The sequence below is a fragment of the Streptomyces spororaveus genome, assembly GCF_016755875.1.
GTDB lineage: Bacteria > Actinomycetota > Actinomycetes > Streptomycetales > Streptomycetaceae > Streptomyces > Streptomyces spororaveus.
In genome coordinates, this window is record NZ_BNED01000005.1 from 3,008,619 (window position 1) to 3,026,920 (window position 18,302).

18 protein-coding genes are annotated in these 18,302 nt (G+C 71.6%); 11 read left to right on the top strand and 7 right to left on the bottom strand.

All coding sequences use genetic code 11. The annotated features are described in order from the left end of the window. Nucleotides 1-119 precede the first annotated feature (119 nt). The 5 genes from Sspor_RS15575 to Sspor_RS15595 all read left to right on the top strand — a co-directional run bounded on the left by Sspor_RS15575 (nt 120) and on the right by Sspor_RS15595 (nt 5,055). Nucleotides 120-1,058, top strand: a complete 939-nt coding sequence (locus Sspor_RS15575; RefSeq protein WP_030386920.1) for a coiled-coil domain-containing protein — start codon at nt 120-122, stop codon at nt 1,056-1,058. A 102-nt stretch (nt 1,059-1,160) separates the two neighbouring features. Next, the gene (locus Sspor_RS15580; RefSeq protein WP_202199686.1) at nt 1,161-2,156 is read left to right on the top strand and encodes an ABC transporter ATP-binding protein; all 996 of its coding nucleotides are present in this window, start codon (nt 1,161-1,163) and stop codon (nt 2,154-2,156) included. 2 nt (nt 2,157-2,158) lie between these two features. Further along, nucleotides 2,159-2,935 carry an ABC transporter permease gene (locus Sspor_RS15585; RefSeq protein ID WP_202199687.1) on the top strand — a complete coding sequence of 259 codons (777 nt, stop codon included), beginning with the start codon at nt 2,159-2,161 and terminating at the stop codon, nt 2,933-2,935. A gap of 153 nt (nt 2,936-3,088) precedes the next feature. Further along, nucleotides 3,089-4,222, top strand: coding sequence for an ABC transporter ATP-binding protein (locus Sspor_RS15590; protein ID WP_202199688.1), 1,134 nt, complete (start codon nt 3,089-3,091; stop codon nt 4,220-4,222). After that, nucleotides 4,219-5,055 carry an ABC transporter permease gene (locus Sspor_RS15595; RefSeq protein WP_202199689.1) on the top strand — a complete coding sequence of 279 codons (837 nt, stop codon included), beginning with the start codon at nt 4,219-4,221 and terminating at the stop codon, nt 5,053-5,055. The genes Sspor_RS15590 and Sspor_RS15595 overlap by 4 nt, the downstream gene beginning before the upstream one ends. Nucleotides 5,056-5,084: 29 nt before the next feature. Here the strand turns inward: Sspor_RS15595 and Sspor_RS15600 are convergent, their stop codons facing one another. Continuing rightward, complete coding sequence (locus Sspor_RS15600) at nt 5,085-5,411, bottom strand: Rv1322 family protein (protein WP_030009607.1); 327 nt, start codon at nt 5,409-5,411, stop codon at nt 5,085-5,087. Nucleotides 5,412-5,640: 229 nt separating this feature from the next. Between Sspor_RS15600 and Sspor_RS15605 the strand changes: the two genes are divergently transcribed. After that, nucleotides 5,641-6,672 (top strand): LLM class flavin-dependent oxidoreductase, encoded by a 1,032-nt coding sequence (locus tag Sspor_RS15605; protein ID WP_202199690.1) that lies wholly within the window; start codon nt 5,641-5,643, stop codon nt 6,670-6,672. Between the two features lie 91 nt (nt 6,673-6,763). Here the strand turns inward: Sspor_RS15605 and Sspor_RS15610 are convergent, their stop codons facing one another. After that, a complete protein-coding gene (locus tag Sspor_RS15610) occupies nt 6,764-7,156 on the bottom strand; it encodes an SCO5389 family protein (protein ID WP_030009605.1) in 393 nt (130 codons plus the stop codon). Between the two features lie 220 nt (nt 7,157-7,376). Between Sspor_RS15610 and nucS the strand changes: the two genes are divergently transcribed. Beyond that, nucleotides 7,377-8,048 carry an endonuclease NucS gene (nucS, locus tag Sspor_RS15615; protein WP_189743080.1) on the top strand — a complete coding sequence of 224 codons (672 nt, stop codon included), beginning with the start codon at nt 7,377-7,379 and terminating at the stop codon, nt 8,046-8,048. A 55-nt stretch (nt 8,049-8,103) separates the two neighbouring features. On the opposite strand, the gene Sspor_RS15620 is transcribed toward nucS, so the two are convergent. The 3 genes from Sspor_RS15620 to Sspor_RS15630 all read right to left on the bottom strand — a co-directional run bounded on the left by Sspor_RS15620 (nt 8,104) and on the right by Sspor_RS15630 (nt 12,184). Further along, on the bottom strand, nt 8,104-10,644 hold the full coding sequence (locus Sspor_RS15620; protein WP_202199691.1) for a P-loop NTPase family protein: 2,541 nt from the start codon (nt 10,642-10,644) through the stop codon (nt 8,104-8,106). A gap of 192 nt (nt 10,645-10,836) precedes the next feature. Continuing rightward, nucleotides 10,837-11,160 carry an STAS domain-containing protein gene (locus Sspor_RS15625; protein WP_030764081.1) on the bottom strand — a complete coding sequence of 108 codons (324 nt, stop codon included), beginning with the start codon at nt 11,158-11,160 and terminating at the stop codon, nt 10,837-10,839. Between the two features lie 175 nt (nt 11,161-11,335). Continuing rightward, nucleotides 11,336-12,184, bottom strand: coding sequence for a 3-hydroxyacyl-CoA dehydrogenase family protein (locus Sspor_RS15630; RefSeq protein ID WP_202199692.1), 849 nt, complete (start codon nt 12,182-12,184; stop codon nt 11,336-11,338). 321 nt (nt 12,185-12,505) lie between these two features. Between Sspor_RS15630 and Sspor_RS15635 the strand changes: the two genes are divergently transcribed. Then, nucleotides 12,506-13,078, top strand: coding sequence for a cob(I)yrinic acid a,c-diamide adenosyltransferase (locus Sspor_RS15635; protein WP_202199693.1), 573 nt, complete (start codon nt 12,506-12,508; stop codon nt 13,076-13,078). 17 nt (nt 13,079-13,095) lie between these two features. On the opposite strand, the gene Sspor_RS15640 is transcribed toward Sspor_RS15635, so the two are convergent. Further along, nucleotides 13,096-13,665 carry a hypothetical protein gene (locus tag Sspor_RS15640; protein WP_202199694.1) on the bottom strand — a complete coding sequence of 190 codons (570 nt, stop codon included), beginning with the start codon at nt 13,663-13,665 and terminating at the stop codon, nt 13,096-13,098. 162 nt (nt 13,666-13,827) lie between these two features. On the opposite strand from Sspor_RS15640, the gene Sspor_RS15645 reads away from it, so the two are divergent. From Sspor_RS15645 to Sspor_RS15655, 3 genes are all read left to right on the top strand, one after another. After that, a complete protein-coding gene (locus Sspor_RS15645) occupies nt 13,828-15,012 on the top strand; it encodes a sensor histidine kinase (RefSeq protein ID WP_237403877.1) in 1,185 nt (394 codons plus the stop codon). Beyond that, nucleotides 15,009-15,662: a response regulator gene (locus Sspor_RS15650; RefSeq protein ID WP_202199696.1), complete on the top strand. Its 654-nt coding sequence runs from the start codon at nt 15,009-15,011 to the stop codon at nt 15,660-15,662. Before Sspor_RS15645 ends, Sspor_RS15650 begins: the two co-directional genes overlap by 4 nt. 124 nt (nt 15,663-15,786) lie before the next feature. Further along, entirely contained in the window at nt 15,787-17,688 is a 1,902-nt protein-coding gene (locus tag Sspor_RS15655; RefSeq protein ID WP_202199697.1) for a glycoside hydrolase family 18 chitinase, read from the top strand. Nucleotides 17,689-17,785: 97 nt separating this feature from the next. Here Sspor_RS15655 and Sspor_RS15660 read toward each other — a convergent pair whose 3' ends face one another. Next, nucleotides 17,786-18,232 carry a DUF2550 domain-containing protein gene (locus Sspor_RS15660; RefSeq protein ID WP_202199698.1) on the bottom strand — a complete coding sequence of 149 codons (447 nt, stop codon included), beginning with the start codon at nt 18,230-18,232 and terminating at the stop codon, nt 17,786-17,788. Nucleotides 18,233-18,302: the final 70 nt, after the last annotated feature.

Sequence of the window (18,302 nt, forward strand, 5' to 3'; positions counted from 1 at the left end):
AAAAGGGGTGTCATTGTCCAGATCAAACGCGGATTGACTCGATGACACGCCGTCTGGGCGCCTAGGATTCCTCTAACACCTCACGTAGCACCTCATCGGTCTCATTCGACAGGAACCCCATGAGCGACACTTCCTCCCCCTTCGGCTTCGAGCTCGTGCGGCGTGGTTACGACCGTGGTCAGGTGGACGACCGCATTACCAAGCTGGTCTCCGACCGCGACAGCGCCCTTGGACGTATCAACTCTCTGGAAAAGCGGATCGAGGAGTTGCACCTCGAAACGCAGAACGCCCAGGCCCAGGTGAACGACGCCGAGCCGTCGTACGCCGGCCTCGGCGCCCGGGTCGAGAAGATCCTGCGGCTGGCCGAGGAGGAGGCGAAGGACCTGCGCGAGGAGGCCCGTCGCGCGGCCGAGCAGCACCGTGAGCTCGCCGAGTCGGCCGCCCAGCAGGTGCGCAACGACGCCGAGTCGTTCGCCGCCGACCGGAAGTCGAAGGCGGAGGACGAGGGCGTCCGCATTGTCGAGAAGGCCAAGGGTGACGCCTCCACCCTGCGCGCCGAGGCCCAGAAGGACGCGGCCTCCAAGCGCGAGGAGGCCGACGCCCTCTTCGAGGAGACCCGCGCGAAGGCCGCTCAGGCCGCCGCGGACTTCGAGACCAACCTGGCCAAGCGCCGTGAGCAGTCCGAGCGCGACCTGGCCTCCCGTCAGGCCAAGGCCGAGAAGCGCCTCGCGGAGATCGAGCACCGCGCCGAGCAGCTGCGCCTGGAGGCCGAGAAGCTGCGTACGGACGCGGAGCGCCGGGCGCGTCAGACCGTGGAGACCGCGCAGCGCCAGGCCGAGGACATCGTGGCCGACGCCAACGCCAAGGCGGACCGCATCCGCAGCGAGTCCGAGCGCGAGCTGGCGGCGCTCACCAACCGCCGCGACTCGATCAACGCGCAGCTGACCAACGTCCGCGAGATGCTGGCGACGCTCACCGGTGCGGCCGTCGCTGCGGCCAACCCGATCGTGGACGACGAGCCCGTCACCCGCGGCGTCCCGGCGCAGCAGAGCCGCTGATCGCCCACGGGCAGAGCACGGCACCGGGCATCCGCCCGATCGAGGGCCCTATGTCACCCGTTTGAGGTGGCGTAGGGCCCTCGGGCGTTCTAGCGTGGCCGCATGATCGAGCTTGAGGGCCTTACCAAACGATTCGGTACGACGACCGCCGTGGACCACCTCAGCTTCCAGGTCCGACCGGGAGTCGTGACCGGCTTCCTGGGCCCGAACGGCGCGGGCAAGTCCACGACGATGCGCATGATGCTCGACCTCGACAACCCGACCAGCGGCACGGTCCGGGTGTACGGGAAGCACTACCGCGACCTGGCGGAGCCTCTGAAGCACGTCGGGGCGCTGCTGGACGCGAAGGCCATGCACGGTGGCCGGAGTGCGTACAACAACCTTCTCTGCCTGGCCCAGTCGAACCGCATCCCGCGGCAGCGGGTCGACGAGGTGCTGGATCTGGTCGGTCTGACCGCCGTGGCGAAGAAGAAGTCCAAAGGATTTTCGCTCGGAATGAGCCAACGGCTGGGAATCGCCTCCGCATTGCTGGGCGATCCGGAAATCCTGATGTTCGACGAACCGGTCAACGGCCTGGATCCGGAAGGAATTCTCTGGATCCGCAATCTGATGAAGGGCCTCGCGGCGGAGGGGAGGACGATCTTCGTCTCGTCCCATCTGATGAGCGAAATGGCACTGACCGCAGATCATCTGGTCGTCATCGGACGGGGAAAGCTGCTGGCAGACCTGCCGATGGCCGATTTCATCCAGCAGAACTCGCGCAGCTACGTGCGGCTGCGCTCCCCGCAGCAGGAGCGGCTGAAGGACATCCTGCACGAGGCCGGGATCAACGCCGTGAGCGTTCCGGCCACCGGGACCCTGGAGATCGACGACATGAGCGCGGAACAGCTCGGCGAGCTGGCCGCCCAGCACCAGATCGTGCTGCACGAACTCAGCCCGCAACGGGCTTCACTGGAGGAAGCGTTCATGCGCATGACGGCGGACTCGGTCCAGTACCACGCCCACGCACCGGGCATGGCCGCCGACAACCCGGCCCGGCCGGCCGACGTCCCCGCCTGGGGCGCCGGCTTCGAGGCGACCCGCAAGGGCGGTGAGTGAGCATGGCCTTCACCGCCGTCCTCCAGTCCGAGTGGACCAAGATCCGCACGGTCGCCTCCACCAGCTGGACCCTCGCCCTGGCCCTGATCGTCACCGCCGGCTTCGGCGCCCTGATCTCCACCGCGGTCGCGGCGGGCTTCAACGACATGAGCGAGATCGAGCGGGCCACCTTCGACCCCACCCTGGTGAGCTTCGCCGGCATGCAGTTCGGCCAGCTCGCGATGATCGTCTTCGGCGTGCTGGTGGTCAGCACCGAATACAGCACGGGCATGATCCGCACCTCACTGGCCGCCGTACCCGCCCGCGGGGGTTTCCTGTCCGGCAAGCTCACCGTGGCCACGGCGCTGTCCCTGCTGGTCGGACTCCTGACCAGCTTCGTGTCGTTCTTCCTCAGCCAGGCGATCCTGGGCGGCCACGGCACCGGTCTCGGCGGGGAGAACGTCCTGCGCGCGGTGGTCGGCGCCGGCGTGTACATGGCGCTCATCGCCCTGTTCTCCATGGGGGTCGCGACCATGCTGCGCAGCTCGGTCGCCTCGATCAGCATCCTGATCCCGTTCTTCCTGATCGTCACGAACCTCCTCAACGCCTTCGAGGCGACCCGTGAATACGGTCAGTACCTGCCCACCGCGGCCGGGTCGAAGATCATGCAGGTCGTACCGAACGCCATGGGCAGCGCCGAGAGCCCCTACGGTCCGTGGGGCGGGCTCGGGATCATGCTCCTGTGGGTGGCCGCATCGGTACTCGGGGGCTACCTGGTCCTCCGGAAGAGGGACGCCTGACGTCCGGCCCCCTCCTGAAGGACTACGGGTCATGCCAGGGTCGGCCTCGGGGGCGGCTCAGGGATCCGGCCCGGGACGGAACCAGAGGAACCTCGTTATCCTCTTAACCCTTACGCGGGCGAAAGTCGTCCCGGCCTGGTAAGGGGCAGCAAGATGATCGAGGCAGTCGGCCTGACCAAGCGCTTCGGCGCGAAGACCGCCGTCGACCAGCTGTCCTTCCAGGTCAAGCCGGGTCACGTCACGGGATTCCTGGGGCCAAACGGCTCCGGCAAGTCCACCACCATGCGCATGATCGTGGGCCTGGACCGGCCCACGTCCGGCCACGTCACCATCAACGGCCGGCCCTTCCGGGAGCTGCCGAACGCCCAGCGGCACGTGGGGGCGCTGCTCGACGCCAAGGCCGTGCACGGCGGCCGCCGGGCCCGCTCCCACCTGCTGTCCATCGCCCAGCTCTCCGGGATCCCCGAGAAGCGGGTGGACGAGGTACTGGCCGTGGTCGGCCTCCAGGACGCCGCCCGGCAGCGTACGAAGGGCTTCTCGCTCGGCATGGGCCAGCGGCTCGGCATCGCCACCGCCCTGCTCGGCGACCCGCAGGTGCTCCTGTTCGACGAGCCGGTCAACGGGCTCGACCCCGAGGGCATCCTCTGGGTCCGCAACCTCATGCGCCGCCTCGCCTCCGAGGGCCGCACGGTCCTCGTCTCCTCGCACCTGATGAGCGAGATGGCGCTGACCGCCGACCACCTGATCGTCATCGGCCGGGGGCGGCTGCTGGCCGACATGGGTACCCAGGATTTCATCGCGCACAACTCGGCCGGATTCGCTCGGGTGCGCGCGGCCGACACTGATCGCGATGGCCGGGAGACGCTGGGCAAGGCCCTCGCCAAGGCCGGCGGGCGGGTCCTCCAGGAGCCCGGCGGAGCACTCCGCGTGACGGGGCTGGAGCTGCCGCGGATCTCGGACCTCGCGCACGAGGCAGGCGTACGGCTGTGGGAGCTGTCACCGCACCGGGCCTCGCTGGAGGAGGCGTACATGCGGATGACCCAGTCCGAGGTCGAGTACACCTCCACGGACGACCCGCGGGCCGAGCTGTGGGAGCCGGAGCCGTTCGCCCTGCCCGCCTGGGAGGAGGAGGCGGAGGCCACGGCCCCGGAGGTCCCGCAGACCGGCTTCTACGCTCCCCCGCCGCCCGGGGCGGGCGGGCAGCCCTTCCTGATGCCCAGCAAGCCGGGCGAGCTCGCGAGCACCGCCAGGAACACCACCCCGCGCACCCCCGAGGACACCCGATGACCCCGACGACCACGACGGCGGAGCAGCCCGGGGGCTACAGCTCCCCCCTGGCCACGCCGCGGCCGCACCTGGGGCACGCCCTGGCCTCGGAGTGGACCAAGCTGGTCTCGCTCCGCTCCACCCTGTGGACGCTGGGCTCGCTCGTGCTGACCGTGGTCGGTATCGGCCTGCTCGTCGTCAGGCAGACCGCGGACGAGGACTTCGCCCAGATCAACTTCACCACGCCCGCCCTGATCGGCCTGCTGGTGGGCCAGCTCGCGGTGATCGTCCTCGGCGTGCTGACCATAAGCTCGGAGCACGGCACGGGGCTGGTGCGGACCACCTTCACGGCCGCCCCGGACCGGTACCGGGTGCTCACCGCGAAGTACCTCGTCTTCAGCATGACGGCCTTCGTCGCCACCACGCTGTCGGTCTTCGTGGTCGGGGTGACCGCTGCGGTCGCCCGCGGCGGCACCGCCTCCGGCCCGCACGCGGCCGACGAGTGGTTCGGGGCGCTGCTCGGCTGCGGCTACGTCACGCTGCTCGGCGTGCTCGCGCTCGCGATCGGCGCGCTGGTGCGGCACTCGGCCGGGGGGATCGCCGTGATGCTGGGCCTGGTCACGCTGCCGCCGGTGATCGGGGCCATGCTCAGCATGTGGCCGTCCGTCGAGCCCGTCGGGCGGCTCGTCCTGCGGCACAACGTGCCGGTGGCGATGATGCAGCTGTTCGGCCTGCCCGAGGGCGGCGACCTCGGCCCGTCGCCGAGCAACCTCTCGCACCTGGCACTGATCGTGCTGGTCACCGGCGCCGCGGTGACCGCCTCGTACGTGATCGTCGGCCGCCGGGACGTGTAGGGGTCCCCGGCCGGGGAGGTGGCGCCGGTTCAGTACCGGGGAGCGTTGCGGGACCGCTGCACCTTCGAGGTGCGGCGGTCCTTCGCGTTCCAGCAGGCCTTGTGCCAGTGCCGGCGGTCGTCCACGCCGCCGTACTCGGGCCAGGCCACCAGGTGCGGGGTGCCGGAGGGGATCTCCTGGTCGCAGCCGGGGCAGCGGTAGCGCTTGCCGGCCGCGCTCGCGCCGGCCACGTGGCGGACCTTCCAGTCCTCGCCCTGGTACTCCTCCGTGCGCTCCAGCCCGTAGCGGTCGAGGCCGGTGCTGGGGCGTTCGTCCGGGGTCTCGCCGCCCCTGGGGCGGTTGTTGCGCGGTGACACGTATACCTCACGGATGGGCGGACGGCAGTGACTTTCTCCCAGACTACGCGCAGCGAGGCCGGGTACCCGCAGGGTTGCCGGGGAAGGGGGCCGCGCGAAACGCAGTGGCCCGACAATCCCAATAACTTTCCTGTCAGCCCGTGCCTTTGGCACGTGTCAGACGTTGTTGCCATAGGAAGAACCGGTCCACCTGGGGGAGGCCGCGTCAGCCGCGAGGAGGCTAAAGGCGATGCGCGTAGGAGCGTTTGTACTGGCGGCCCAGTTCCCGGGCCAGGGACAGGGCGAGGCACTGCACCGGGCGGTGCGGACCGCCGAAGTGGCCGAGGAGGCCGGGCTCGACTCGGTCTGGCTCGCCGAGCACCACTTCGTCCCGTACGGGGTCTGCCCGTCGGCGGTGACCCTGGCGGCCCTGCTGCTGGGCCGGACCCGGCGCCTGCGGGTGGGCACGGCGGTGAGCGTGCTGCCGAGCACGCACCCGGTGGCGCTCGGGGAGCAGGCGGCCCTGCTGCACATGACCTCGGGCGGCCGGTTCACCCTCGGGGTGGGCCGCGGCGGGCCGTGGGTCGACCTGGAGGTGTTCGGGGGCGGCCTGGAGAGTTACGAGAACGGCTTCCCGGAGGCCCTGGACCTGCTGCGGCGCTGGCTGACGGAGGCGCGGGTGGGCGCCGCCGGCGAGCGGTACGGATTCCGCGAGGTGGCCGTCGTACCGCGCCCCTCGGAGTCCCTGGACGGGGACACGGCCGGGCCCGAGGTGATCGTGGCCTGCACCTCGCCGTCGTCGGTGCGGATGGCCGCGGAGCGCGGGCTGCCGATGCTCCTCGGCATGCACTGCGGGGACGAGAGCAAGGCCGAGATGGTCGCGCTGTGGCGCAGCACGGCGCTGGCGGCAGGCCACTCGCGCGAGCACGTGGCCGGCGCGGGCCACGTGTCGGCCGGGGTGTGCCAGATCGCGGACCGTACGGCGGACGCGCGCGAGACCCTGCTGAAGGCGATGCCGGGCTGGCTGAGGCAGGGCCTCGACGCGCATGTGACCGTGGACGGCCGGGCCCGCGCGATGCGGGATCCGGTCGCCTACACGGAACTCCTGTGCGACCTGCACCCGGTGGGCACCCCGGAGGTGGCGGCGGACCGGCTGGCGGCCACGTCGGCACGGACGGGCATCACGCGCTTCGCCCTCCTGACGGAGGGCTCCGGTGATCTCGCCGCGACGGAGGAGAACGTACGCCGGCTCGGCGCCGATGTCCTTCCCCGCCTCGGCTGAGACCTCCCGGCTCGACACCCGGGCCGCTTCATCCGGACCACGCCCAGGCGGCATGATCCGGAAGAGGCGGCCGGGACACGGCCGGCACGGCCTAGCAGTCCCGCAGCTCCGGCGACTGGTTGAGCAGCTGACCACGGATCGAAGTGAACTTGGCCAGCCGGTCGTCCACCGAGGGATCCAGCGGGAACACCGCCACCCGGTGACAGTTCTGGAATGCCAGGCGCACTCCGAAGTGCCGCTGCAGCGCACCGCGTATCGCGTCACTCGCGAGAGCGCGCAGCAGCTGCCCTCGCGCCTGCTCGTCCGGCGGCGGCGTCTGGTTGTCGGCGAACTCTCCGCCGTCCACCTTCAGCTGAGCCACCAGCGAGCTGATCATCTCCCAGGCGAAGGGCAGGGAGGTCCGGACGCAGTCGACGAAAGCGGCTTCGTCGACCTCGCCTCGCTCGGCCTGTTCGAGTAGGGCCGGTGAGACGTCGAGCGACATGGGTTCTCCTCTCGCGACCCCGGCTGTTTGGGTTGCCGGAGTCTTACGGGCAGGGAAGGAGATCGCGACGCAGAGTGCACGCTCGACAACCTCCCGCTCACCACGGTAGGCGTCCCATCGGTGACGCACCAGGAGAATGCGCATACAACGCGCCATCGGCGAACGGGGCTTTCAGGGGCGAATCGCGTGAAGGCCTTCTCGTCGAGTAGCGTTGCCGACCATGCGTCTCGTCATTGCCCGCTGCTCCGTCGACTACGCGGGCCGGCTCACCGCCCATCTGCCCTCGGCACCCCGTCTCATCCTCGTGAAGGCCGACGGCAGTGTCTCGATCCACGCGGACGACCGAGCGTACAAACCGCTCAACTGGATGTCCCCGCCGTGCACCCTCAAAGAGGGGAGCGGCGATGAGGCCAACATCTGGACGGTCATCAACAAGGCGGGCGAGAAGCTCATCATCACCATGGAGGAAGTCCTCCACGACTCCTCCCACGAGCTCGGCACCGACCCGGGGCTCATCAAGGACGGCGTCGAGGCGCACCTCCAGGAACTCCTCGCGGACCGCATCGAAACGCTGGGCGAGGGCTACACGCTGATCCGGCGCGAGTACATGACGGCGATCGGCCCGGTGGACATCCTGTGCCGGGACGCCTCGGGCGCGACGGTGGCCGTGGAGATCAAGCGCCGCGGCGAGATCGACGGTGTCGAGCAGCTGACCCGCTACCTCGAACTCCTCAACCGCGACCCGCACCTGGCCCCCGTCCGGGGCATCTTCGCGGCCCAGGAGATCAAGCCGCAGGCGAAGGTCCTGGCGACGGACCGCGGCATGGACTGCGTGGTCCTGGACTACAACGCGCTGCGCGGCATCGAGGACGACAAGCTCCGCCTGTTCTGATCCCCCGCTCCGCACCGTACGACGGCTCCGTCCCCAGGGACGGAGCCGTCGGCGTTCACCGGTCCGTGGCCGGTGAGACGGCCGTACCCGACTGGGTGGCGGTGGTCGTCGTCGGCGACGGCACGACGCTCTCCGACGGCGAGGGCGAGGTGTCGGTGCCGGTCGGCGTGGGCGAGGCGGACGTGGTCGTCGGCGGCGTCGAGTGGGCCGGCGGCGTCGAGGACGGGCGGCGCGACGGGGTCCGGGCGGGGCTGCGGCCCGGGGTCGGGGCGACGCTCTGCCCGGGCTCCGGGGTCTGTGCCGGCGGGGCCGATACGGGCGGCTCCGGTGCAGGATCGTTCCCGCTGGTCACCCCGGTCGTGGCCGGGTCCGTCGCCGTGGAGGTGGTGGACACCGCCGGTGCCTGCGTCGGCGGCGGCGCGGTCTCGTCCGGGGAGCTCATCGCCAGGCTCACCACCGTGCCCAGCGCCACCACGGTCAGCGCGCCCGCGCCGGCCAGCAGCACGGTCCGGCGGCGGCGGCGGGCCGGAGCCGGTGCGGCGGCGGGAAGGGGCCCCGTGGGCGTGGCGGGCTTCGGGTTCAGCGGGAAGGCGTCCTCGAAGACCTCGGACAGCGTCGTGGGTGCCGCCGTGCGGGCGGTGACCGGTACGACCGGGGTCATCCGGGTCACCGCCTCGGCGGAGACCGGACCCACCGCGGCCACCGGGGGCACACGGGTGGTGGCTGCCTCGGAGGCCTCCCCTGCGGGCGGGGTGGCCGGAGCGCCCGGGGTGGCCGTGACGGCCCGGGGGGCGGAGGCGGCCCGGGGGGCGGAGGCAGCCAGGGGGGTGGAGGCGGCCGGTGCGGCCGGGAGGGCCGCCGTCTCGGCCTCCGGGGCGGCCGCCAGGGCGGCCGGTGCCTCCAGGCGCAGCGGCGGCGATCCGGCCGCCCCCGCCGTCTCCCGGTCGACGACCAGTGCCAGTGCCCGCCGCCCCGCGACCGTGCCCCGCTTGTCCGCCAGGGCGCCCTTCAGCCCGATCGAGGTCTCCAGTTCGGCCCGCGCCCGGTCCAGGCGGTCCTCGCACAGGGCCAGTACACCGAGCTCGTGGTGGAAGTACGCCTGCTCGGCGACCTCCCCGGCCTTACGCGCGGCCTCCGCTCCCGAGCGCAGCACCCGCTCCCAGGCCTCCCAGTGCAGCGAGGCCGCGAAGGCCGCAGCCGCCGTGCGGGCCAGCAGCACCGCCGCGACCACGTCCGCGCCGGCCAGCGCCGCGAGCACCGCGTCCGCCTCCGCCGCGACCCGCTCCGGAACCACCGAGGCGTGCCCCGTCCACCAGGCGTAGTGCCGGGCGGCCGTACGGGCCTCCTCCGACACGGTCTCCCCGTAGCCGACCTCCTCCAGCTGCCGTGCGACGCCCGACGCCAGCCGGTACCGCGTCCCGACGGGCGTCAGCAGCCCGCAGGCGAGCAGCTCCGCCACCGCGGTGTCGGCGTGGGTGTCCCCCACCAGCGCGGGCAGGTGCGCGTGGTGCGGCAGTTCACCGCCCAGCGCGCACGCGATCCGCAGGGCCGCGCGCGCCGACTCGCTGACCCGCGAGGCCAGCAGCTCCGCCGGGGCGGCGCCCTCGGCGAGGGTCGGCAGCGGTACGTGCACGGCGTCGCGCGGGCGCTCCTCGAAGACGCCGGGCTCCTCCTCCTCGTCGTCCTCGTCGCTGTGGTTGAGCTCGTCGCGCTGCCGCAGCAGTGCGGCGGCCTGTACGAAGCGCAGGGGCAGCCCCTCGGAGGCGAAGCGCAGGTCGCCCGCCCAGGCGGTCTCCTCGTCCGTCAGCGGCCGTCCGACGCCCGCTTCCAGGAGTTCGAGGCAGTCGGCCTTGCCCAGTCCGGCGAGGAAGACCTCCTCGATGTGCGAGTCGTCGGAGGGGGCCCTGGTGTCGGGGGTCGCGGCCAGCAGGTAGGCGCATTCGGGGGTGGCGCGCATCAGCTCGTCGAGGGCGGGCCCGCCCATCTCCAGGTCGTCCAGGAGGACGACGGCGCCTATCTCCCGTACGCGGGCCAGGAGCTCGGCCCGTCCGGGCCGCTGCCGCTCGGCCTCGTACACGGTCGCGTAGAGGGCGTGGAGCAGTTCCCCGGGCTGCTGGTGCCCGTAGCCGCAGAGCCGCACGACGCCGTCGGGCGCGAGGCCCTCGCACCGGTCGGCGACCGCGTCGAGCAGCACGCTGCGGCCGGATCCGGAGGGCCCGGTCAGCCGTACGGAACGGCCCCGGCCCAGCAGCCGGACGAGCCGCTCGCGTTCCTCCTCGCGCTCCAGCAGGGGGCGGGCGGTGACGGCGGGGCCCGGCAGTACGGGCGGCCGGGCCGCGGCGGCGCGGGCCGCGCGGGCGGCGGCGTCGCGCTTGGCGGGGCGGGCCGGCTCGGTGCCGGGGCGCAGCGGTTCGATCTCGCTGCCGTCGACGGGGTTGACGGTGAGGCTGAACTCGCCCGCGGTCAGGCTGACGACCCGCGCGGGCCCGGCCGCCGCGGGTGTCCTGGCCGCCACGGGTGCCTTGGCCGCGGTGGGCGCCGCGGGACCGCCCGTGGGCTGCTCGTTCTGCTCGCCCTGCCCCTGTGTACGGTCCATGACCCAGTCCCCCGATCGCGGGCCGCGCGCCTCGCCGTCGTACCGCCCGGCCTTGGCGCACCCGCTGTCGCTACCGGTCCGGTTTCCGCCCGAACCCTAGACCGTGGCCGGTCGTGCGGGAAACCGCAGGGGGGCGATCACCACCGGACCGTTACGTTTCCGCGGGGAACGCGGAGGTCAGCGGTCTGCCGGTCAGACGCGGGGCAGGGACTCGGCTTCCAGGCCGCCCTCGATCGCGAGGATCCGGTGCAGCCGGGTCGCGACGAGCAGCCGCTGCATCTGCGGCGGCACCCCGCGCAGGACCAGGCGCCGGCCGGTCCGGCCGGCCCGGCGGTGCGCTCCCATGATCACGCCGAGACCGGTGGCGTCCCAGGAGTCGAGCCCGGTGAGGTCGAGCACGAGATCGCCCTGGCCGTCGTCGAGGGCGGAGTGGAGGGCCGTACGGGCGTCCGCCGCGCTGCGCACGTCGAGGCGGCCCCCGACAGCGAGTTCGGCGTGGTCGCCCCTGATGTGCATGTGTACTCCCGGCGGTACTGCGTACGTATGGTCCGACAGGTCCGTGGTCGGCAACTCTCACTGCAACTGACTGCCGCACGGGCAGGGAAGTTGCCGACCGTGAGCGAACCGATACCTAATTCACCCTGAGGGGTGACGGCATTCGAACGGTGGTGCTCCGTGGCAGGGTCAGGCCTCAGTGCTTGTAGAAGCCCTGGCCGCTCTTGCGGCCGATGTCCCCGGCGTCCACCATCCGGCGCATGAGCTCCGGCGGGGCGAACTTCTCGTCCTGGGACTCGGTGTAGATGTTGCTGGTGGCGTGCAGCAGGATGTCGACGCCCGTGAGGTCGGCGGTGGCCAGGGGGCCCATCGCGTGCCCGAAGCCGAGCTTGCAGGCGATGTCGATGTCCTCGGCGGAGGCCACGCCCGATTCGTACAGCTTGGCCGCCTCGACGACCAGCGCGGAGATCAGACGGGTCGTCACGAAGCCGGCGACGTCGCGGTTGACGACGATGCAGGTCTTGCCGACGGACTCGGCGAACGCCCGGGTGGTGGCGAGGGTTTCGTCGCTCGTCTTGTAGCCGCGCACGAGCTCGCACAGCTGCATCATCGGGACGGGCGAGAAGAAGTGGGCGCCGACGACGCGCTCCGGACGCTCCGTCACGGCCGCGATCTTCGTGATCGGGATGGCGGAGGTGTTGGAGGCGAGGATCGCGTCCTCACGGACGATCTTGTCCAGGGCGCGGAAGATCTCGTGCTTGATCTCGATCTTCTCGAAGGCCGCCTCGACCACGATGTCGACGTCGGCGACCGCGTCGAGGTCCGTGGTGGTGGTGATGCGCGCGAGCGCCGCCTCGGCGTCCTCGGCCGTCAGCCTGCCCTTGGAGACGAACTTGTCGTAAGAGGCCTTGATCCCGTCCGTACCGCGGGTCAGCGCGGCCTCGGTGACATCGCGGAGTACGACGTCCCAACCCGCCTGAGCGGAGACCTGCGCGATTCCGGAACCCATGAGTCCGGCACCGATGACGGCGAGCTTCCCAGCCACTACACACCCCTCGTTTCCCTACGGCTCAGTCACGTAGCCACTCCGGCGGAGACTAGCGCCCGGGCGGTGCGGTGTGACCGTGAAGTAACACGCGTCACGTCTCAGATGACGGACATCACACCGGTACGGCCCAGCACCCCTGCCCGGCCCTCCAGTTCACCCGCCGTCCGCGGCGCACCGCTCGGCCGGGCGCCGGAGGCAGTACGTATCGGCCACGGCGCGGCTCCTCGGTTCCGGGGTTCGCGCGCCCCCGGCGGACCGTACGCGAGCGGCGGCGACCTCGCCCGGATTTTCCCCCGCGGGCCCGTCTACCCTGGCCGCATGGTGAACCTCACGCGCATCTACACCCGTACCGGCGACCAGGGCACGACCGCCCTCGGCGACATGAGCCGCACGGCCAAGACCGACCTGCGGATCTCCGCGTACGCCGATGCCAACGAGGCCAACGCGGCCATCGGGACGGCGATCGCGCTCGGCGGGCTGTCGCCGGAGGTCGTGAAGGTCCTGGTCCGCGTGCAGAACGACCTGTTCGACGTCGGCGCGGACCTGTGCACCCCGGTGGTCGAGAACCCGGAGTACCCGCCGCTGCGCGTGGAGCAGTTCTACGTGGACAAGCTGGAGGCCGACTGCGACCTCTTCCTGGAGCAGGTGGAGAAGCTGCGCAGCTTCATCCTCCCCGGCGGTGCTCCCGGCGCGGCCCTGCTGCACCAGGCCTGCACGGTGGTCCGGCGCGCCGAGCGCTCCACGTGGGCGGCGCTGGAGGTGCACGGCGAGGTGATGAACCCGCTGACCGCCACCTACCTGAACCGGCTCTCCGACCTCCTGTTCATCCTGGCCCGGGTGGCCAACAAGGAGGTCGGGGACGTGCTGTGGGTGCCGGGCGGCGAACGGTAGCCCGCCCGGCGGCGCGCTCACCCGCTCTTCGCCGGTACGGGCCGCTCCTCGGCGCCCTCGGGGGCCTTTTTCGGCCAGATCGTGTATCCGACGGCGATCAGGCCGTGGATGCCGGCCACCCGCAGGGCGCTGGACTGCCAGGCCCGGAGCGAGCTGACGTCGCCCGCGTCGCCGACGTACCAGATGGCCATCTGGAGCAGGGCCAGGGCGACGGCGGCGGCGATCACGGTGCGGACCCACAGCTTCCACTCGTGCACGGCCCGCGCCTTCCCGTACCCGGCGCCGGCCGGCTTCGGCCCCCCGGCCAGCCGGTACGCGGCGTGCCCGTCGAGCCACGTGACCGTGTAGTGGCCGTAGGCGACGGTGTAGCCGATGTAGAGCGCGGCCAGACCGTGCTTCCAGTCCGGCTCGGCGCCGTTCTTGAGGTCGAGCGTGGTAACCACCAGCAGCACCAGCTCCATCAGCGGCTCGCACAGCAGGACCGCCGCGCCCAGCGCGGGCTTCTTCGCGAGGTAGCGAAGGCCGAGGCCGGCCGCCAGCAGCACCCAGAAGCCGACCTCACAGGCGATGATCAGCGCGACGATCACGGGACTCTCCCTCCGCCAGGTTTCCGTTTCCCTCCCAGGCTCCCGTCCCGCCGGGCCGCCCGCGTCGTCGCCACTGACGACCTCTGCCTGCACCTTTCGATGTAGCCGCGCCTCGGCCCCTCCGCCGACGTGTGCGGCCCGCGCACCCTGTTGGATGGGACCGTGACCACGAAGAGCCTGCGTCCCCACCGCCACGACGTCCTCCTGGCCGTGCTCAGCCTGCTCGTGGGCCTCGTGTTCTGGTCGCTGGGGATCTACAGCAACGGCAGCCGGCACTTCCTGCCCGACTGGGCGGCCCTGGTCCCCCTCGTGGCCCTCTCCTCGATGGAGCTGCTGCGCCGCACCCGGCCGGGGCTGACCCTGACCGTCGGCACCGTCGGGGTGGTCGCCGACCAGTTCACGGTCGGCAGTCTCGCCACCATCGTCATCTTCACCGATCTGATGTACGCCGCCGTCGTGTACGGCACACCGGCCTCGGCGCGTCGGCTCCCGGTCCACACCGGCCTGCTCACCGTCATCGTCACCATCGTCTCCGTGGCCTGGCTGCGCACCCCGCAGGCCCTGCTGATCGGCGTGATCACCGGCATCGTGAGCTTCGCCCCGGCACTGACCGGCGCCACGCTGCGCAACCACCGCGAGGCCGCCGTGGCCGCCCGGCTGCGCGCCGAGCAGACCGCGCTGCTGGCCGAGATGGACCGCAGCCAGGCCGTGGCCGCCGAGCGCGCCCGGATGGCCCGGGAGCTGCACGACATGGTGGCCAACCACCTCTCCGCCATCGCCATCCACTCCACCGCCGCGCTCTCCATCGACACGGCGGCCACCAGCCGGGACGCGCTCGGGGTGATCCGCGAGAACAGCGTGCAGGGACTGGCCGAGATGCGCCGCCTAATCGGACTGCTGCGGGATGCCGGCGGTGACCAGGAGCCGGTCGCCGTGCCCTCGCTGGACGGCCTGGACGCCCTGATCGCCCAGGCCCGGACCAATGGCTCGGCGAGCGGGCTGACCTTCGTACTCCACGACGACCGGCCGTCCGGGGAACCGGCGGCGGCCCCGGTGGAGCTGGCGGCGTACCGGATCGTCCAGGAGTCGCTGACCAATGCCCTCAAGCACGCCGCCCCGGGCAGGGTCACGGTCCGCGTGGCGCACACGGACGGGCTGCTGACCGTGGGGGTGGACTCGCCCTTCGGGGACCGGCCGGGTCCCCGCGCACCGGGTTCGGGGGCCGGGCTGGTCGGCATGCGGGAGCGGACGGAGCTGCTGGGCGGAGAGTTCACGGCGGGGCGGTCCGGTGCGGTGTGGCAGGTACGGGCGACACTGCCCGCGGAGGAGAAAGCGGTGGAGGCATGACCATTCGGGTAGTGGTGGCGGAGGACCAGGGCGCGGTCCGGGCCGGGCTGGTGCTCATCCTGCGCAGCGCGGGTGACATCGAGGTGGTGGGCGAGGCCGGCGACGGGGAGGAGGCGGTGCGCCTGGCCCGCGAGCTGCGGCCGGATCTCGTCCTCATGGACGTGCAGATGCCCCGGCTCGACGGGGTGTCGGCCACCCGCCAGGTGGTGTCGGAGGGCCTGGCCGACGTCCTGGTGCTGACCACCTTCGACCTCGACGAGTACGTCTTCGGGGCGCTGCGGGCGGGCGCCGCGGGCTTCCTGCTGAAGAACGCGGACGCGGCGGAGCTGATCGCGGCGGTACGGACCGTCGCGCGCGGGGAGGGGCTGATCTCCCCGGCGGTCACCAGGCGGCTCATCGCCGAGTTCGCGGCGCCCCGTCCGGCGCGGCCCGCTCCGGCGCCGGAGCACGCCTCGGCGGTCGCCTCTCTCACCCGGCGGGAGCGGGAGGTGCTCAGCGCGCTGGGCGAGGGGCTGTCGAACGCGGAGATCGCCGTGCGACTGGAGATGGCGGAGGCCACGGCCAAGACGCACGTCAGCAGGCTGCTCGGCAAGCTGGAGCTGCGCAGCAGACTCCAAGCGGCCGTGCTGGCACAGGAGTTGGGGATATAGGCGCACAGGCGGCCACCGGTCTGGACCTCTTGACGGTTGGTCCAGACCTTTCTACGCTCGCCGCAACACTGTGGTGAGCGTGCCATGACAAAGCGTGCTCACGGGCGGCGCAGGTCCCACCCCCATGTCGCGGTCGTCCCCACGACCGCGACGGACCTACGGAGGATCACCCTTGAGCACAGCATCCCCACCCCGCACCAGGCGCACCCGGTTCTTCAGCCGAGTCGCGGCGATCGTGGCCGCGCTCGCCCTGCCCGTCACCGGCCTCGTCGCGCTGGCCGGCCCGGCCCAGGCAGCCGCCTCCGCGACGGCGACGTACACCAAGGTCTCCGACTGGGGCTCCGGCTTCGAGGGCAAGTGGGTGGTGAAGAACACCGGCACCACCACCCTCAGCAGCTGGACCGTGGAGTGGGACTACCCGGCGGGCACCTCGGTCACCTCGGCCTGGGACGCCACCGTCACCAGCTCCGGCACCCACTGGACGGCCAAGAACGTCGGCTGGAACGGCACCCTCGCCCCCGGGGCGTCCGCCAGCTTCGGCTTCAACGGCGCGGGCGGCGGCGCCCCCGGCGGCTGCAAGATCAACGGGGCCTCCTGCGACGGCGGCACCCAGCCCGGCGACACTCCCCCCACCGCTCCCGGCGCCCCCACCGCGAGCAACGTCGCCGACACCTCGCTCACCCTGACCTGGAGCCCGGCCACGGACGACAAGGGCGTCAAGAACTACGACGTCTACCGGGGCTCCGCCAAGATCGCCACGGTCACCGGGACCAGCTACGCCGACTCCGGCCTGACCAAGGGCACGACGTACACCTACAGCGTCACCGCCCGCGACACCGCCGACCAGACCGGCCCCTCCTCCGGCTCCACCACGGTGACCACGACCGGGGGCGTCATCCCCCCGGACCCGGGCGGCAAGGTCAAGCTCGGCTACTTCACCGACTGGGGCGTCTACGGCCGCAACTACCACGTCAAGAACCTGGTCACCTCCGGCACCGCGGCCAAGATCACCCACATCAACTACGCCTTCGGCAACGTCCAGAACGGCCAGTGCACCATCGGTGACGCCTACGCCGACTACGACAAGGCCTACACCGCCGACCAGAGCGTCGACGGCGTCGCCGACACCTGGGACCAGCCGCTGCGCGGCAGCTTCAACCAGCTGCGCAAGCTGAAGAAGGCCTACCCGAACATCAAGATCCTTTGGTCCTTCGGCGGCTGGACCTGGTCCGGCGGCTTCCCGCAGGCCGCCGCCAACCCGACCGCCTTCGCCCAGTCCTGCTACAACCTGGTCGAGGACCCGCGCTGGGCCGACGTCTTCGACGGCATCGACCTGGACTGGGAGTACCCGAACGCCTGCGGCCTGTCCTGCGACACCAGCGGAGCGGCCGCCTTCAAGAACCTGCTGCAGGCGACCCGCGCCAAGTTCGGCGCGAACAACCTGGTCACCGCGGCCATCACCGCCGACGCCTCCGACGGCGGCAAGATCGACGCGGCCGACTACGGCGGCGCCGCGCAGTACGTCGACTTCTACAACGTCATGACGTACGACTTCTTCGGCGCCTGGGCGGCCCAGGGGCCGACGGCCCCGCACTCCCCGCTCACCTCCTACGCGGGCATCCCGCAGGCCGGCTTCAACTCGGCCGACGCCATCTCCAAGCTCAAGGCCAAGGGCGTCGCCGGCGCCAAGCTCAACCTCGGCATCGGCTTCTACGGCCGCGGCTGGACCGGAGTGACCCAGGCGGCCCCCGGCGGCACCGCCACCGGACCCGCGCCGGGCACGTACGAGCAGGGCATCGAGGACTACAAGGTGCTCAAGACCAGCTGCCCGGCCACCGGGACCGTCGCTGGCACGGCCTACGCCAAGTGCGGCAGCAACTGGTGGAGCTACGACACCCCCGCCACGATCGCCGGGAAGATGACCTGGGCCAAGCAGCAGGGCCTCAGGGGAGCCTTCTTCTGGGAGTTCAGCGGCGACACCGCGAACGGTGAGCTCGCGAACGCGATCCACACCGGGCTGCAGTAAAGACCGAAGCCGGGGAGACGGGTCCGCCCCCGTCTCCCCGGCTTCTCGGCTTCTCGGCTTCTCGGCTTCTCGGCTTCTCGGCTTCTCGGCGTACCGGCTAGGCCACGTTCACCCGCTGGCCGGGAGGCGCCGCCTCCAGCCAGGCGAGGAAACCGGTCAGCGCGTCCTCGCTCATCGCCAGCTCCAGGCGGGTCCCCCGGTGGACACAGCCGAGCACGACGGCGTCGGAGAGCAGAGCCAGCTCCTCCTCGCCCTCCGGGGCACGGCGGGCGACGACCTCGATGGAGGACCGCTCCAGCAGCCGCCGCGGGCGCGGGGAGTACGAGAACACCCGGAACCACTCGATCCGGTCACCGCTGTAACGCGCGACCCCGTACACCCAGCCCTTGCCGGAGACGTCGGGCTCCTCGGACACGGCCCAGCGCATGCTGCAGTCGAAGGTGCCGCCGGACCGCTGGATGAGTCTGCGGCGCAGTCCGAAGACAAACAGCCCGATCACCACCAGGGTTACGACCAGGCCGCTCACAAGCAGAGCGAGGAGCATCTTCACCGACCTCCTCGCTCATCGAATACACATGAGAAAAAAACGGACCTGCATCGCCTCAGCCGCGACC

Coding starts and splice junctions, on each gene's coding strand:
- Sspor_RS15610 (WP_030009605.1), bottom strand. CDS start 7,156: ATGTCGCTCGACGTCTCACCGGCCCTACTCGAACAGGCCGAGCGAGGC.
- Sspor_RS15595 (WP_202199689.1), top strand. CDS start 4,219: ATGACCCCGACGACCACGACGGCGGAGCAGCCCGGGGGCTACAGCTCC.
- Sspor_RS15650 (WP_202199696.1), top strand. CDS start 15,009: ATGACCATTCGGGTAGTGGTGGCGGAGGACCAGGGCGCGGTCCGGGCC.
- Sspor_RS15635 (WP_202199693.1), top strand. CDS start 12,506: ATGGTGAACCTCACGCGCATCTACACCCGTACCGGCGACCAGGGCACG.
- Sspor_RS15575 (WP_030386920.1), top strand. CDS start 120: ATGAGCGACACTTCCTCCCCCTTCGGCTTCGAGCTCGTGCGGCGTGGT.
- Sspor_RS15660 (WP_202199698.1), bottom strand. CDS start 18,232: ATGCTCCTCGCTCTGCTTGTGAGCGGCCTGGTCGTAACCCTGGTGGTG.
- Sspor_RS15625 (WP_030764081.1), bottom strand. CDS start 11,160: ATGCACATCAGGGGCGACCACGCCGAACTCGCTGTCGGGGGCCGCCTC.
- Sspor_RS15655 (WP_202199697.1), top strand. CDS start 15,787: ATGTCGCGGTCGTCCCCACGACCGCGACGGACCTACGGAGGATCACCC.
- nucS (WP_189743080.1), top strand. CDS start 7,377: ATGCGTCTCGTCATTGCCCGCTGCTCCGTCGACTACGCGGGCCGGCTC.
- Sspor_RS15605 (WP_202199690.1), top strand. CDS start 5,641: ATGCGCGTAGGAGCGTTTGTACTGGCGGCCCAGTTCCCGGGCCAGGGA.
- Sspor_RS15585 (WP_202199687.1), top strand. CDS start 2,159: ATGGCCTTCACCGCCGTCCTCCAGTCCGAGTGGACCAAGATCCGCACG.
- Sspor_RS15580 (WP_202199686.1), top strand. CDS start 1,161: ATGATCGAGCTTGAGGGCCTTACCAAACGATTCGGTACGACGACCGCC.
- Sspor_RS15590 (WP_202199688.1), top strand. CDS start 3,089: ATGATCGAGGCAGTCGGCCTGACCAAGCGCTTCGGCGCGAAGACCGCC.
- Sspor_RS15620 (WP_202199691.1), bottom strand. CDS start 10,644: ATGGACCGTACACAGGGGCAGGGCGAGCAGAACGAGCAGCCCACGGGC.